Genomic DNA, 15,774 nt, shown 5'->3' with positions numbered 1-15,774 from the left:
ATGTCCCATCAGCACCTTATATGCGGCATAAGGATCAAGGAGGAAGTCATATGTGTACAAGCATTACCTTTAAAAACGGAGATTTCTATTTCGGGAGGAACATGGATCTGGAGTATTCGTTCGGGGAATGCGTGACGGTCACGCCGCGCAGGTTCCCGTTCCGGTTTCGGTATGAGGGCGCCCTTGCGAGCCACTATGCCATGATCGGCATGGCGGCAGGAGAGGCGTCATTTCCTCTCTATGCGGAGGCTGTCAATGAAAAAGGTCTTTGCATGGCAGGTCTGAATTTCCCGGGGAACGCATCTTACGGAAAAGCGGCGGAGGGGAAGGCGAATGCTGCGGTGTATGAGCTGATCCCATGGCTTCTCGGGACATGCGCGTCTGTCGGGGAAGCCGAAGAAAAGCTGGGCACGCTCAACCTTACAGACGATGCATTTTCCGAAACCATGCCGCCTGCGCCGCTGCACTGGATGCTGGCGGACCGGGAGAGATGCCTTGTGATCGAATCGGTCAGGGAAGGCATAAATATCTACGAGGATCCGGTCGGCGTTTTGACGAATAACCCGCCTTTTGAATACCACAGGACGAATCTGAATAATTATCTGAATGTTACGGCCCAATATCCCCGGGCACAGTTCTTCCGTCCGGGAGAGACAGGCGGCGCGGCAGCCGGGGAAGACGGGCCGGATCTGAAACCCTGTTCCCAGGGGATGGGAGGCATCGGGCTCCCCGGAGATTTTTCCGCTGCCTCCAGGTTTGTGAAGGCAGCATTCCTGAAATGGAACTCCGTCTGTGGAAAGAGCGAAGAAGAAAATGTATCTCAGGTTTTCCATATACTGGACGGTGTGGCTATGCCAAGAGGCGCGGTCATCACGCAGGACGGAAACTATGATATCACCACTTATTCCTGCTGTGTCAATGCAGATACCGGGATTTACTACTATAAAACATACGAAAACAGCCAGATTTCCGCCGTAGATATGAGGGGAATAGATCTGGACGGGGATACACTGACCGCATATCCGATGGAGACAGGGCAGGCCATCCGAAAAGTCAACTGACCGGCAGGCGTCCCACAGGCAATGAGGCTTCCGGCCGCACGGAACTCCCTGTCTGTGCATATATATACTATATGCATGGAAAGGGAGTTTCTTATTATGGAGATCACAGAATATATCAAACCGGAACTGATCGTCGTGGCGCTGGCGCTCTATTTTCTTGACATGGCGCTGAGAAAAAGTGCACTCATACAGGAGAGATACATCGTATTCCTCACAGGTTCCGCAGGGATACTGATCTGCGCTCTGTATGTATTTGCTGTGTGTGGATGCAGCGGCCCGAAGGACGTGGCGATGGCGGCATTTACGGCGGTCACGCAGGGAATCGTGGTGACAGGAGTGAGCGTCTATGCGAAACAGATCATCGGGAAGATCGGGAAAAAATAAAAAGCCGTTTCAGGACAATTGTTCCGTTTCTTCGTAGAATAGTAATTTACGGGAAAACAATCTGCCGCTTTAAAGGATTGAAGAGCCGGGCGGCAGTGTGCTATACTGTTACTGCATTTTTATATGAATTCAGATACAGAGAGGAAGGATTATAATGGAAAGAAGGATCAGCGGACATACACAGCTTTACGGACTTATCGGCTCTCCGGTGGGGCATTCCGGCTCCCCGGCCATGTACAACTATAGTTTTGAAAAACTTGGGATCGATGCGGCATATCTCGCCTTTGATGTGCCGCTGGAGAAGACTGCGGACGCGGTGAATGCGCTGAAGACCCTCCATGCGGGCGGGTTTAACGTGACCATGCCGTGCAAGACTGCGGTGGCGCAGCTCGTGGACAGGCTTTCCCCGGCAGCGGAGCTGGTGGGAGCATGCAATACCGTTGTCTTTGAGGCGGACGGCACGATGACAGGACATATCACGGACGGGACAGGCTTTGTGCGCAACTTGAGGGAACATGGGATCGACATTGCCGGGAAGAAAATCGTCCTCATAGGAACAGGCGGGGCGGCGACGGCGATCGCGGTCCAGGCTGCGCTGGACGGGGTGAGTGAGATCGCGATTTTCAACCGGAAGGATGAGTTCTATGTAAACGGAGAAAAAACGGTAGAAAAAATAGAAAACGCAGTCCCGGGTATCGGCAGGGTTTACATTGATGATCTGGATGACGCGGAGGCTCTGGAGAAAGCGATCGCAGAGAGCGATATCCTCATCAATGCCACCCGTGCGGGCATGAGCCCTCTGGAAGATGTGCTGCCGGTCCCGGCGGAATTCCTTCACAAAGATCTGGCGGTGGCTGACGTGGTCTATAATCCGAAAGAAACGCTCCTGCTGAAAAAAGCAAAGGAAGCGGGATGCCGCGCGGCAGTCGGCGGGATCGGGATGCTCCTCTGGCAGGGCGCAGCGGCGTTTGAGCTGTTTACTGGGAAAGAGATGCCGGCTCAGGAAGTGATGGAGAAATTTTTCAAATGAAACGCAGATCGACCAACAATATTCTTCTGGCGCTGACCGCACTGATCTGGGGCAGCGCCTTTGTGGCGCAGAGCGTGGGGATGGACTATCTCGGTCCGTTTACATTTAATTCGGTCCGCAGCTTCCTGGGAGGGGCTGTGCTTCTTCCGGTCATCTTTTTCATGCGGAGACAGAGAGAAAAGAGCGGAGAGGAGAAAGCCGCAGCAGGAGACAGAAAGACGCTGGTCATCGGCGGCATCTGCTGCGGGACCGCCCTTGCGGCTGCAAGCTCCCTCCAGCAGATCGGCCTTGTGTACACCAGTGCGGGGAAGGCAGGGTTTATCACGGCTCTGTACATATTGATCGTGCCTGTCCTGGGGCTTTTCTTCGGGAGAAGAGCAGGGATAAAAGTCTGGATCGGTGTGGCGCTTGCCGTGGCAGGGATGTATTTCCTATGTATTACGGACGGATTTTCCATATCAAAGGGCGACTTCCTTGTGTTCTTATGTGCGGTCATTTTTTCTGTACATATTTTAGTGATCGATCATTTTGCGCCGAAGGTGGACGGTGTGTCGCTGTCCTGTCTCCAGTTCTTTGTGTGCGGGATCCTGTGCGCTGTCCCGATGCTGGCGCAGGAGCAGCCGCAGTTCGGTGAGATACTGGCGGCGTGGATGCCGCTCGCCTATGCGGGAGTGCTCTCCTGCGGTGTAGCGTATACGCTCCAGGTCATCGCGCAGAAAAACACAGACCCCACAGTGGCTTCCCTGCTTTTAAGCCTGGAATCTGTATTTTCGGTGCTCACCGGCTGGGTGATATTGGGAGAACGCCTGTCCGGCCGGGAGCTGTTCGGATGCGCGCTTGTATTTGCCGCGGTGGTCCTGGCGCAGATCCCGGGGAAACAGCCGGCCCCAAATGACCTTCCGACCGGCTGACCGGACCTGGGAGCAGATCTTGGTTTTCGCGGCACATACCCGCCGATCGGTCTCGGATCAGATCCGGGGCTGACCGGACCCGCGATGGTTATATTTCGATCACCCTGGTTGCCACTTTCTCGCGGAAAGTCCGGTCATGCTCCACAAAGAGCATGGTCGGGGCGGAAGCGAGGAGAAGCTCTTCCAACTGGATACGGGAAAAGATATCAATAAAATTCAGCGGTTCATCCCAGAGGAACAGGTGCGCAGGCTCACAGAGAGAGGAAGCCAGCAGCACCTTCTTTTTCTGCCCCTCGCTGTACTCCTCGATCTTTTTTTCGAACTGCACTCTCTCCAGCCCGAGCTTCCGCAGTACGGTCCGGAAAAGAGCGCCATCCAGCCCCCGCTTTTCGGCGAAGGCGGAGAGTGAACCTCTCAGCATGGAGGTATCCTGGGAGATATAAGAGATCTTAAGCCCTCCGGCGAGGCGGATTTCCCCTGTGTGGGGGATATCTTCGCCAAGGATCAGTTTGATCAGGCTGGATTTCCCGCAGCCGTTCTTCCCTGACAGGGCGATGCGCTCCCCCTGCAGGAGCTCAAGGCTGAAATGGCTGAGAAGAGGAGCCGCGCTCTGACCGTGTCCGGCATGATCCCGGTGATGATCAATTGTGATATCCTGAAGAGACACAAGTCTGCGGCTGTGGTGCTCCAGCACATTGATCTTCAGGCTGTCCAGGGATTCCACGTCTTTGAGCAGCCCTTCTTTTTCACGGACTGCGGTTTCTTTCCTGTGTTCCAGAGACTTGGCCCGCTTCATCATTTTTGCCGCCTGATGCCCGATGTGTCCCCGGTCCGGCTTAAGCCCCGCGACCCGGGTGCCGGTCTTTGTCCCTTCGACTTTATCTGACCAGCGCGCAGCCTGCCGGGCGGCTTCTTTCAGTTTGTGGATATCTTTTTTCAGGTTTTCATTTTGCCTGCGTTCGAGCTCATCTCTTGCGCACTTGTCTGCGTACCAGGAAGAAAAGTTCCCCCTGCGCACTTCAATGGACTGCCGGTTCAGTACAAGGACATGGTCCGCGCACCGGTCGATGAGATCGCGGTCATGGGACACAAGGATAAAGCCCTTTTTGCGTGCAAGGTAGTCCGCCACTTTTTCCCGGGCGAGGACATCGAGATGATTGGTCGGCTCATCGATCAGAAGGAAAGCGTGTTCCTTCAGAAAGAGCGCGGCAAGGAGCGATTTTGTCTGCTCGCCAAAGCTTAATGTGCGGAACGGGCGGTAAAGGATCTCAGGGTCAGTATCCAGCAGGTTCAGTTCGCGGATAAGCTCCCACTGTTCCATTACCGGATTTACATGTTCCAGGATCTCGTAAGTCATAAGCGAGGGATCTTCGACGGGATATGGGAAATATTCAAAGTCCACGGACGCTGTGATGGATCCGGTGTATTCGTATTCGTGCATGAGCAGTTTCAGAAAAGTAGTCTTGCCCTTTCCGTTCCGCCCGATAAATCCCAGCTTCCAGTCAGTGTCGATCTGGAAACTCATGTTTTCAAAGACAGGGTCAAAGCTGCCTTCATAGGTAAAGCTTAAATGATCGATCTGTATCAGAGACATCAGTATCTACCTCCTTGTAAACAGGGTAAAAAAGAAACCGCGGGAAAGTAATTTCCGCGGTCTTAATGTCTCATACTTTATTAGCTCTCCATGTGTCTGGGAAGGAGAATGCACGCTGCACTTGAGCGCAGCCAAAACAGCGGCAGCGCTGTGTGATGTATGGGTCAAAAAGATGAAAATACTTTCCTGCGTGTGCATGACAGGACAAAACGTCCGGATAAGGGCGCCTTTGTACAAAATATAAGATAAGATATTACCGTACAGACTGTCATGCGGTTTTGTGATCAGCAGGAAGTAATGATCATCTTTTCAACTCCAATCTTACGGGAGACGCACGGGCGCTCCCTTATTCTGCGAACAGGATAGCAGATGGGACGGGAAAAGTCAAGGGTATGGATTTTATAGTGTCAAGAGAAGGAAAATGTGTTACACTTCTATTTACGGGAGGTTTTGCACATGGAAGCTTACACCAGTTTTGCGTCGGTGTACGACACATTTATGGATAATGTCCCCTACGGGGAATGGGGAACATATATACACAGCCTGCTGTGCAGGTATGGCGTGAAGGACGGGCTCGTCCTGGATCTCGGATGCGGCACGGGGACGATGACGGAGATCCTTGCAGGATATGGGTATGATATGATCGGGGTGGACAATTCCGGGGATATGCTTGAGCTTGCGATGGAGAAGCGGCTTGCGTCCGGGCATGACATCCTGTATCTTCTCCAGGATATGCGGGAATTTGAACTGTACGGCACGGTCCGGGCAGTGGTGAGCGTGTGCGACTCCGTGAATTATATCACTGAGCCGGAGGAGCTTGCCGAAGTGTTCCGTCTGGTCAATAATTATCTTGATCCCGGCGGGCTCTTTCTTTTTGATTTTAATACAGAATACAAGTACCGGGAAGTGATGGGGGACTGCACGATCGCGGAGGACCGCGGGGACTGCAGCTTTATATGGGATAACTGTTATTACGAAGAGGAGAAGATCAATGAATATGACCTGACACTTTTTATCAGGGAAGGATCGGATGATAACGGCGCTCTGTACCGGAAATACAGAGAGACCCATTTCCAGAGAGGGTATACTCTGGAGGAGATCCGGGAACTGCTAAGCAGTGCGGGGCTTGTTTTCCAGGCTGCGTATGATATGGATACAGGGGAAGCGGCATGGGAAAAGAGCGAGAGGATCTGTGTGATCGCCCGGGAGTGCGGGAAACGGCCGCCAGAGGAGAGCGGACCGGCACAGGAAGCCGGAGAAAGCAGGCAGGCACAGGGAGCCCGGGAAGTATAAATTGAGCAAAAGAAAAAGTTTAATGACAGGAGATTGTGAAAGATGGGAGATTATATTGTAAGAGCAGCAGCGGCAAATACGCAGATCCGCGCGTTTGCGGCAGTGACCACGGATCTTGTGGAGGAAGCGCGGCAGAGGCATGGGACAAGCCCTGTGGCGACGGCGGCGCTCGGACGGCTTCTGACCGGCGGGGCGATGATGGGCAGCATGATGAAAAATGCCACGGACATGCTGACGATCCAGATCAAATGCTCGGGGCCGATCGGCGGGCTGACAGTGACAGCGGACAGCCAGGGAAATGTGAAAGGATATGTCCATGACCCGGAAGTGATCCTTCCGCCGAAAAACGGCAAGCTGGATGTGGGCGGAGCGCTGGGGCAGGGCGTGATGACAGTGATCAAGGACATGGGGCTCAAAGAGCCTTATTCCGGGCAGACGATCCTCCAGACCGGGGAGATCGCGGAGGACCTGACATATTATTTTGCTACGTCAGAGCAGGTGCCGTCTTCTGTGGGGCTGGGCGTGCTCATGGAGAAGAATAATACCGTGCGCTGCGCGGGCGGCTTTATCGTGCAGGTGATGCCGTTTATCGAGGATGAGGTGCTCAATAAGCTGGAAGAGAATATCCGGAATATCCAGTCCGTGACTTCTATGCTGGACAACGGGCACACGCCGGAAGAGATGCTCTCGCAGGTGCTGGAAGGGCTGGACCTGGAGATCACGGATACAATGCCGGCGCGGTTTTACTGCAACTGTTCGAAAGAACGGATCGAGAAAGCGATCATCAGCATCGGGAAGAAGGATATCCAGTCCATGATCGATGACGGGGAAGACATTGAAGTGAAATGTCATTTCTGCAATACAGCATACAACTATACTGTGGAAGAATTAAAAGAGCTGCTGAAGAAAAGCAGATAGGTAAGGCAGATGTAAGTGCTGGTCAGACAGCCCAGAGCAGCAGAAGCGGCAGATCCGAAACAGTAAACGCAGACCAGTAAGCATGAAGACGGTCCGGGAGAAAATGTCTGCCCGGGCAGGAAGGTGGAGAGAAGATGAGACATGGATTTGTAAAAGTGGCGGCAGCTACGCCGGACATCCGGGTGGCTGATGTGGAATACAATACAGAGAATATATGCAGGGCGATCGGAGAGGCATGCGAAAGGAAAGCAAAGATCATCGTATTCCCGGAGCTCTGCATCACTGGATATACATGCGGGGATCTTTTTACCCAGGACGTACTCCTCGAGGCGGCGCGCAGGGCGCTGCAGCATATCGCAAAATACACGGAGGACAAAGATATCCTTGCATTTGTGGGGATGCCGCTGGCTGTAAGGGGGAAGCTTTACAATACCGCGGCTGCGCTGAACCGGGGGAAAATCCTCGGATTTACGACAAAGACATTTCTCCCGAACTATGCGGAGTTCTATGAGATGAGGCAGTTTACGCCGGGACCGGACCAGGCAGGATATATCCTGTTCGAGGGGGAGCAGGTGCTCTTTGGCCCCCAGATCCTGTTCGAGGCTTCCGGCATGGAAGACCTGATCGTATCCGCGGAGATCTGCGAGGACGTGTGGTCTCCTGTGCCGCCCAGCATACAGGCGGCGATCGAGGGAGCGACTGTGATCGTCAACTGTTCTGCCAGCGATGAGACGATCGGAAAGGACACTTACCGCAGGGAGCTGATCGCCGGACAGTCCGCAAGGCTGATCGCGGGGTATGTGTACGCCAATGCCGGGGAAGGGGAATCCACCACGGACGTTGTGTTCGGCGGGCACAATATCATCGCGGAGAACGGGGCAGTCCTCAAAGAAGCTGCGAGATATAAAAACGAGATCATTTATTCTGAGTTTGACCTGAAACGCATCGTCAGCGAGCGGCGGAAGAATACGACCTTCCAGGCTGACCCGGATGGAACGCTCATGCGCGTGCCGTTTACCGTGGAAATGGAAAAGGAAGATGTGGAGCTGACGAGGGTGTTCCCGAAGACGCCGTTCGTTCCGTCCGATGAGAGTGCGCGCGCGGAGCGGTGCGAGGAAATACTGACGATCCAGGCGATGGGGCTGAAAAAGCGTCTGGCACATACAAATTCAAAGACCGCGGTTGTGGGGATCTCAGGGGGGCTTGACTCTACCCTGGCGCTCCTTGTGACTGCCCGTGCCTTTGACATGCTCGGAAGAGACAAGAAGGATATCATCGCAGTGACCATGCCCTGCTTCGGGACCACGGACCGCACCTACCAGAATGCCTGCGAGATGTCGAAAAAGACAGGGGCAACACTCAGAGAGGTGCCCATCGCAGAGGCGGTGAATGTACACTTCCGGGATATCGGCCAGGATTCGGAGGAACATGATGTGACTTATGAAAACTCTCAGGCCAGGGAGCGTACCCAGGTGCTGATGGACATCGCGAACCGGACAGGCGGCATGGTGATCGGGACCGGGGATATGTCGGAGCTTGCCCTCGGCTGGGCGACTTACAACGGGGACCATATGTCCATGTACGGAGTGAATGCGTCCGTGCCGAAGACGCTGGTGCGCCATCTTGTAAAATACGCGGCGGATGAGACAAAAGACCAGGAGCTGAAAAGCGTGCTCTATGACGTGCTGGATACTCCGGTGAGCCCGGAGCTGCTGCCGCCAAAGGATGGGGATATCGCGCAGAAGACAGAAGACCTTGTGGGACCGTATGAGCTGCATGATTTCTTCCTTTATTATATGCTGCGCTTCGGATATGAGCCGGCAAAGATCTTCCGGCTTGCGAAGAGAGCGTTTGAAGGGGATTATGACGGCGAAGTGATCCTGAAGTGGCTGAAAACATTCTGCCGGAGATTTTTCTCCCAGCAGTTTAAGCGCTCCTGCCTTCCGGACGGACCGAAGGTGGGGACAGTGGCGCTCTCGCCCAGAGGGGACTGGAGGATGCCCAGCGACGCCTGCGCCGCGGTCTGGATGAAAGAGCTGGATGAGATAGAGATATAGAGAAGAAATGAGGCTCAGGAGAAAAAGAGCAGAACGGAGAGAGCGGGGGAACAGCCTGTGCAGGATCACGGGCAGACGGAACGGAGGAGAAGACAGATGAAACTGATCAGGACAGAAGATGCGGTCGGAAGCGTGCTGTGCCATGACATCACCCAGATCATACCGGGCGTGGTCAAGGACGCGGTATTCCGGAAAGGACATGTAGTGACCGAAGAGGATATCCCTGTACTTCTCTCTGTGGGGAAGGAGCATCTCTATGTGTGGGAGAAGCAGGAGGGGATGCTCCACGAGAATGACGCGGCGGAGATCCTCCGGCAGGTCTGCCAGGGGGAGCATATGGGCGCGTCGGAACCGAAAGAGGGAAAGATCGAGCTGACCGCGGAAGCGGACGGGCTTTTGAAGATCGACCGGGAGAAATTGAACGCAGTGAACGGGATGGGGCAGATAGTGATCGCCTCGCGCCACGGAGACTTCCCTGTGAAACAGGGGGATAAGATCGCCGGGATGCGCGTCGTGCCCCTGGTCATCGAAGAAGAGAAGATGAACTGCGTGAAAGAAATCTGCGGGGATGAGCCTGTCTTCCGCCTGCTTCCCTTCCGGGAGATGAAAGCAGGGATCGTGACGACCGGGAACGAGGTGTACCACGGGCGGATCGAAGATAAATTCACACCTGTGGTGAAGGAAAAGCTGGAAGAATATCATGTGGAAGTGCTGGGAAATACCCTGTGCGACGACAGGCCGGAGATGGTGGAGGATGCCGTCAGAGAGTGGATCGCAAAAGGCGCTGATCTTGTCGTGTGCACCGGAGGGATGAGCGTGGACCCGGACGACAGGACTCCTCTCGCCATCCGCAGCGCATCGGACGAGGTCATCACATACGGCGCACCGGTGCTGCCGGGAGCAATGTTCATGCTGGCGTATCATTATGGAGACAATGGAGAAACATGTATCCCTGTCATGGGGCTGCCGGGGTGTGTGATGTATGCAAAGCGCACGATCTTTGACCTTGTGCTCCCGCGGATCGTGGCGGGGGAGAAGCTGTGCGCGGAGGACTTCTCTGTGCTGGGCGAGGGCGGGCTGTGCCTGAACTGTCCGGTGTGCACATTCCCGAACTGCGGGTTCGGGAAATAGGAACAGGATACTGACTGGGAAAAAGAGCGGGCAGAGGTCTGCCAGCTGTCCGCTCACAGATCTTTCGAGGCGCTCTGTCTCCATCTTCCCGGCGCCTGCCCGTATTTCCTCTTGAAAATGCGGTTAAAGTAAGAGAGATTGTCAAAACCGCATTTTTCAGCGATCTCTGTGACAGGATCGTCGGATGAACGGAGCAGGCGCTCTGACATCGTGAGTCGGTAATCGTTCAGATACTCGATAAAGCCGGCTCCCATATGGGATTTGAAAAACTTCATAAAATGAGACTTGCTGTAATAGGTGAGCGCTGCCATATCATCGATCGTGATATGGTCGGCATAATGCTCCTCTACATATTTCAGGATGGTCTTCATCTTTTCCAGAGACTTTGTCTGCGGGGCAGGCGCAGTCTCTTTTTTCTGCCTGTTGGAGATGAGGAGGAAAAAGAATAAAAACAAATGCCCCTTTACCGCGAGCTGGTAACCTTCCGGGCGGGTCGCACAGAGAAGGTCGATCTCGCGGATGCACTCAGAAGCCGGCTGATACCAGGAGAGCGCCGGGGTCAGGTAAGGTTCGGAAGGGAGTTTTCCCTCCATAAACGGCGTGATAAATTTCGCGGCGCACAGGTCATCGCTCCCGGATATGAGCAGGTCAGGCTTGAAAATGATATTTTCGTATTCCATGACATGACCGGCGTACTGCTCGATGGAGTGGAGCTGTCCGGGGCGGATGACGATGATATCGCCGGACGTGACCGTGCGCTTCTGAAAGTCAGAGGATACGATGCCCCTGCCTTTTTTAATGACGATAAGTTCGACCTCAGAGTGCCAGTGCAGGGGCACTCCGGGAAAATCGCGCGGGATGGAGCAGAGATAGGTGTTGTAGGGAAAATCCGCCGTGGTGTGGGACTTCGTCTCGTGGTAATTCTGGTATTCACTGATATTCATAAGATCAACCTCGCTTTGATAGTATTGTACAATGAAAAGAAATAATATTGCAAGAAATATCTGAGAAAACATATTATACTGCTAAACAAAGGTTACAGTTCACAGGATGTTTCGAAAGGAGATTATCATGAAGATTCAGGAAAGATTAGAGGCGTATCTGGGAAAGACGGTTTCCCAGGCTTCCAATGAGGAAATCTATAACGGGCTTCTTACCATCGTGCAGGATATGGCGGCGGAGAAGGAGCGCACGGACAGTAAAAAGAAACTCTATTATATTTCAGCAGAGTTCCTGATCGGGAAGCTGCTCTCCAACAATATGATCAACCTGGGTATCTACCAGGAAGTGAAGGAGATGCTGGAAAAGAACGGAAAAGACATCTGTGAGATCGAGGAAGCGGAGGCAGAGCCGTCTCTCGGAAACGGAGGGCTTGGAAGGCTTGCCGCGTGTTTCCTTGATTCGATCGCGACGCTGGGACTCGCAGGGGACGGGATCGGACTGAATTATCATCTGGGACTTTTCAAACAGGTGTTTGAAGACCATCTCCAGAAGGAGACTCCGAACCCGTGGATCGGGGAGAAGTCCTGGCTGAAAAAGACAGACGTCATTTACCCGGTGGAGTTCAGAGGGCTGAAAGTGAATGCCAGGATGTATGACATCGAGGTGACAGGATATAACAATAAGACAAATAAGCTGCATCTGTTTGACCTTGACTCTGTGGATGAGACGATCGTACATGACGGGATCGAGTTTGACAAAGAGGATATCCGGAAGAACCTGACGCTATTCCTCTACCCGGATGACAGCGACGAGCAGGGAAGGCTCCTGCGTATCTACCAGCAGTATTTCATGGTCAGCGCGGGCGCGCAGCTTATCCTGGATGAGTGCGTGGCAAAGGGATGTACTCTGTATGACCTGCCGGACTACGCGGTGATCCAGATCAATGACACCCATCCGACCATGGTGATCCCGGAACTGATCCGCCTGCTCACAGCGCGGGGGATGGACATGGATGACGCGGTAAACGTAGTGGAGAAGACATGTGCTTACACAAACCACACCATCCTTGCGGAAGCGCTGGAGAAATGGCCGGTTTCTTATCTTAAGAAAGTAGTTCCGCAGCTTGTGCCGATCATTGAGATCCTGGACGACAAGGTAAGGAGAAAATTTGAGGACGAGAGCGTTGCCGTCATTGACCGGAATGATACCGTGCACATGGCGCATATTGACATCCACTATGGGTTCAGCGTCAACGGCGTCGCTGCGCTGCACACAGAGATCCTGAAAAATTCCGAGCTGAACAACTTCTATAAGATCTATCCGGAGAAGTTCAATAATAAGACAAACGGCATTACGTTCCGCCGGTGGCTGCTGCACTGCAATCCGCGTCTCGCCGGATTCCTGGACGAGACGATCGGGGAGGGATATAAAAAGGACGCCGATGAACTCAGGAAGCTGCTTGCATTCAAAGACGACGATAAAGTCCTGGACCGGCTCCTTGAGATCAAGCACAGAAATAAAGAAGAACTCGCAGCTTACCTGAAGGAGACGCAGGGGATCGAGATCAGCCCTGACACGATCTTTGATATCCAGGTGAAACGTCTCCACGAGTACAAACGCCAACAGCTCAACGCCCTGTATATCATCGACAAATATCTGGAGATCAAAGCAGGGAAGATCCCTTCAGCGCCGGTGACAGCGATCTTCGGGGCAAAGGCTGCTCCCGCGTATGTGATCGCCAAAGATATCATCCACCTGATCCTCTGCCTTCAGGAGATCATCAATAATGACCCGGAGGTGAGCCCGTACCTGAAGGTGGTCATGGTAGAGAACTACAACGTGACAAAAGCAGGGAAACTGATCCCCGCGTGCGATATCTCCGAGCAGATCTCCCTCGCATCCAAAGAGGCGAGCGGCACAGGAAACATGAAATTCATGCTCAACGGCGCGGTGACCCTGGGTACAGAGGACGGCGCGAACGTAGAGATCCACGAAGCTGTGGGCGATGACAATATCTTCGTATTCGGGGCATCCAGCGACGAGGTCATCGAGCACTATGCAAAGGCGGACTATGTGTCAAGGACTTACTATGAAGAGAATCCGGCGATCAGGGCTGCCGTTGACTTTATCACCAGCGATGAGATGCTGGAGATCGGCTGCGAGGAGAATCTGACAAGGCTGAAAAATGAGCTCATCAACAAAGACTGGTTCATGACGCTGCTTGATTTTGACTCTTACAAAGAGACAAAAGAAAAGGCGCTGGCGGCTTACGCGGACAGAAAGACATGGGCAAAGATGATGCTGGTCAATATCGCGGAGGCGGGATTCTTCTCATCCGACAGGACGATTGCGGAGTATAACAGAGATATCTGGAAATTATAGGAGGAAAAGTAAAATGAAAAGAGCGAGCGGAATCTTACTGCCCGTATTTTCCCTGCCGTCAGAGCACGGGATCGGATGCTTCTCAGAGGAAGCTTATCAATTCGTGGATATGCTGAAAAAAGCAGGACAGAGTTACTGGCAGATCCTGCCGCTTGGACCGACTGGTTACGGGGACTCCCCGTACCAGTCTTTCTCCACGTATGCGGGCAATCCCTATTTTATCGATCTCGGGACACTGGTCAGCGAGGGACTCCTGACAGAGGAGGAGAGCAGGGAATACGACCCGGAAGGGCAGGAAGAGGGCATTGATTATGAGTGGATCTATAAGACAAGGTTCAAAGTGCTGAAAAAGGCTTACGCGCGGTTCTGCGGCCGCATGGCAGACGGACATCACGAGGAACGTCGCGAAGGACTTCGTGAGCGGGAGGATTATGAGCGCTTTGTAAGTGAGAATGCCTTCTGGCTGGACGATTACAGCCTGTACATGGCAGTCAAAGACAAGAACAGCGGTGTGAGCTGGAATGAGTGGGACGCTCCGCTCAGGAACAGGGAAGAGGAAGCCCTGTCAGCGGCAAGAGAAGAACTGGCAGAGGAGATCGGTTTCTATCAGTTCCAGCAGTATGAGTTTGACCGCCAGTGGAAAAAGCTCCACGCCTACGCAAATGAGCAGGGCGTGAAGATCATCGGGGATATCCCAATCTATGTGGCGTTTGACAGCGCGGATACATGGGCAGCGCCACAGATGTTCCAGTTTGATGAGAACAACGAGCCCACAGGAGTGGCAGGCTGCCCGCCGGATGCATTCTCCGCTACGGGACAGCTCTGGGGCAATCCGCTGTATGACTGGGAATACCATAAGAGCACAGGGTATGAGTGGTGGATCCGCAGGATCGAGCACTGCCTGAAATTATATGATGTAGTGCGGATCGATCATTTCCGGGGCTTTGATGAGTATTACACGATCCCATACGGGGAGAAGACTGCCGTAAACGGAAAGTGGCTGCCGGGACCGGGCATGGATCTCTTCCGCGCCATCGAGAAAAAGCTGGGACGGCCGGAGATCATCGCGGAGGATCTGGGATTCCTCACTCCGAGCGTACTCCAGCTCCTCAAGGACAGCGGGTTCCCGGGAATGAAGGTGCTCCAGTTCGCGTTCGACGCGAGAGAGTCCTCAAATTACCTCCCGCACACATATCCGACGAACTGTGTCGTCTACACCGGCACCCACGACAATGACACCACAAGGGGCTGGTATCATGAGGTGGGGAAATATGCCAGAGATTTCGCGAAGGAATATATGTGCAAGCCGAGGCTGGACGAAGACAGCCTGGCAGGAGACTTTATCAGCCTGGCAATGGGGAGCGTGGCAGACCTGTGCGTGATCCCCATGCAGGATTACCTCGGCCTCGGGAGCGAGGCGCGCATTAATATCCCGTCCACACTTGGCGGAAACTGGGTGTGGAGGATGAAGAAAGAGCAGTTTGACGAAGAGCTGGCAGAGGAGATACTCAGAGTGACGAAACTCTATGGGAGGATTTAAATCTGTATTTGCGGGGGAACTTCTGTCAGAGTAAAACGTCCGAAAACATCGAAGCGCGGTTATAGAAGACGTATTCAGCACGGATGCGTGGGTGGCTTCGGCTCCGGGGCTCCGGGGCAGCAAAAACTAAACTATAACCAGTAGAGAGGCCCAGCTTGCTGGGCCAAATCGGACGGCTAACCCTCTCCCGGAAGTCCGTGGCACCTTCCGTTTGGTAAAGCTTCCTGTTCTGCCGTTGAAGCTCCCTTCTCACCCAACTTTCGAAATCCTGCATTTGCCTGCGGGGGCCTTCCGATCGGATGCACGCAGAAAACCGACCCTTTGATGCACCTTTCGCGGCGGGCGGGGATATGGCGGCGGTGACTTGGAGTAATCTGATGGAAAGACTTAAAAGAATGGGATGCGGCGTTAATTTCAAAGCGGATGCCTGAGCCGCAGGCGAATCTTCCGCTTTGAAATTGTCCTTAGCCGTATCCCATTCTTTTTACGTCTTTCCCAGATTACGGAACCGGAACCCAAGCCATATCCCCG

Annotated in this window: 13 protein-coding genes; 11 read left to right on the top strand and 2 right to left on the bottom strand. The window is 53.6% G+C overall.

All coding sequences use genetic code 11. The features are described from left to right. Window positions 1–50: 50 nt before the first annotated feature. The 4 genes from bsh (at window position 51) to B5G27_RS10885 (ending at window position 3,386) form a co-directional block, all read left to right on the top strand. Window positions 51–1,061 (top strand): choloylglycine hydrolase, encoded by a 1,011-nt coding sequence (bsh, locus tag B5G27_RS10900; RefSeq protein ID WP_087178895.1) that lies wholly within the window; start codon window positions 51–53, stop codon window positions 1,059–1,061. Window positions 1,062–1,157: 96 nt separating this feature from the next. Further along, window positions 1,158–1,445, top strand: a complete 288-nt coding sequence (locus B5G27_RS10895; RefSeq protein WP_242958294.1) for a phage holin family protein — start codon at window positions 1,158–1,160, stop codon at window positions 1,443–1,445. A gap of 154 nt (window positions 1,446–1,599) precedes the next feature. Further along, the gene (aroE, locus tag B5G27_RS10890; RefSeq protein WP_087178894.1) at window positions 1,600–2,475 is read left to right on the top strand and encodes a shikimate dehydrogenase; all 876 of its coding nucleotides are present in this window, start codon (window positions 1,600–1,602) and stop codon (window positions 2,473–2,475) included. Further along, entirely contained in the window at window positions 2,472–3,386 is a 915-nt protein-coding gene (locus B5G27_RS10885; RefSeq protein WP_087178893.1) for a DMT family transporter, read from the top strand. Before aroE ends, B5G27_RS10885 begins: the two co-directional genes overlap by 4 nt. 88 nt (window positions 3,387–3,474) lie before the next feature. Here B5G27_RS10885 and abc-f read toward each other — a convergent pair whose 3' ends face one another. Next, window positions 3,475–4,980 carry a ribosomal protection-like ABC-F family protein gene (gene abc-f / locus B5G27_RS10880; RefSeq protein WP_087178892.1) on the bottom strand — a complete coding sequence of 502 codons (1,506 nt, stop codon included), beginning with the start codon at window positions 4,978–4,980 and terminating at the stop codon, window positions 3,475–3,477. Between the two features lie 456 nt (window positions 4,981–5,436). Here abc-f and B5G27_RS10875 point away from each other — a divergent pair, with 456 nt between their 5' ends. The 4 genes from B5G27_RS10875 to B5G27_RS10860 all read left to right on the top strand — a co-directional run bounded on the left by B5G27_RS10875 (window position 5,437) and on the right by B5G27_RS10860 (window position 10,379). Beyond that, window positions 5,437–6,273 carry a class I SAM-dependent DNA methyltransferase gene (locus B5G27_RS10875; protein WP_087178891.1) on the top strand — a complete coding sequence of 279 codons (837 nt, stop codon included), beginning with the start codon at window positions 5,437–5,439 and terminating at the stop codon, window positions 6,271–6,273. A gap of 42 nt (window positions 6,274–6,315) precedes the next feature. Next, window positions 6,316–7,191: an Hsp33 family molecular chaperone HslO gene (gene hslO, locus B5G27_RS10870; RefSeq protein ID WP_087178890.1), complete on the top strand. Its 876-nt coding sequence runs from the start codon at window positions 6,316–6,318 to the stop codon at window positions 7,189–7,191. A gap of 134 nt (window positions 7,192–7,325) precedes the next feature. Further along, window positions 7,326–9,248: an NAD(+) synthase gene (locus B5G27_RS10865; RefSeq protein WP_087178889.1), complete on the top strand. Its 1,923-nt coding sequence runs from the start codon at window positions 7,326–7,328 to the stop codon at window positions 9,246–9,248. A gap of 96 nt (window positions 9,249–9,344) precedes the next feature. Beyond that, a complete protein-coding gene (locus B5G27_RS10860; RefSeq protein ID WP_087178888.1) occupies window positions 9,345–10,379 on the top strand; it encodes a molybdopterin-binding protein in 1,035 nt (344 codons plus the stop codon). 53 nt (window positions 10,380–10,432) lie between these two features. On the opposite strand, the gene B5G27_RS10855 is transcribed toward B5G27_RS10860, so the two are convergent. Continuing rightward, on the bottom strand, window positions 10,433–11,323 hold the full coding sequence (locus B5G27_RS10855) for an AraC family transcriptional regulator (protein WP_087178887.1): 891 nt from the start codon (window positions 11,321–11,323) through the stop codon (window positions 10,433–10,435). A gap of 127 nt (window positions 11,324–11,450) precedes the next feature. On the opposite strand from B5G27_RS10855, the gene B5G27_RS10850 reads away from it, so the two are divergent. The 3 genes from B5G27_RS10850 to B5G27_RS16640 all read left to right on the top strand — a co-directional run bounded on the left by B5G27_RS10850 (window position 11,451) and on the right by B5G27_RS16640 (window position 15,674). Next, window positions 11,451–13,703: a glycogen/starch/alpha-glucan phosphorylase gene (locus tag B5G27_RS10850; protein ID WP_206608994.1), complete on the top strand. Its 2,253-nt coding sequence runs from the start codon at window positions 11,451–11,453 to the stop codon at window positions 13,701–13,703. A gap of 13 nt (window positions 13,704–13,716) precedes the next feature. Further along, a complete protein-coding gene (gene malQ / locus B5G27_RS10845; RefSeq protein WP_087178886.1) occupies window positions 13,717–15,243 on the top strand; it encodes a 4-alpha-glucanotransferase in 1,527 nt (508 codons plus the stop codon). Window positions 15,244–15,542: 299 nt separating this feature from the next. Further along, window positions 15,543–15,674: a hypothetical protein gene (locus tag B5G27_RS16640; protein WP_275533041.1), complete on the top strand. Its 132-nt coding sequence runs from the start codon at window positions 15,543–15,545 to the stop codon at window positions 15,672–15,674. Window positions 15,675–15,774 lie beyond the last annotated feature (100 nt).

Source organism: Lachnoclostridium sp. An76, from assembly GCF_002161355.1.
Taxonomy (GTDB): domain Bacteria; phylum Bacillota; class Clostridia; order Lachnospirales; family Lachnospiraceae; genus Mediterraneibacter; species Mediterraneibacter caccavium.
This window is presented reverse-complemented; position numbering and strand designations above follow the sequence as displayed.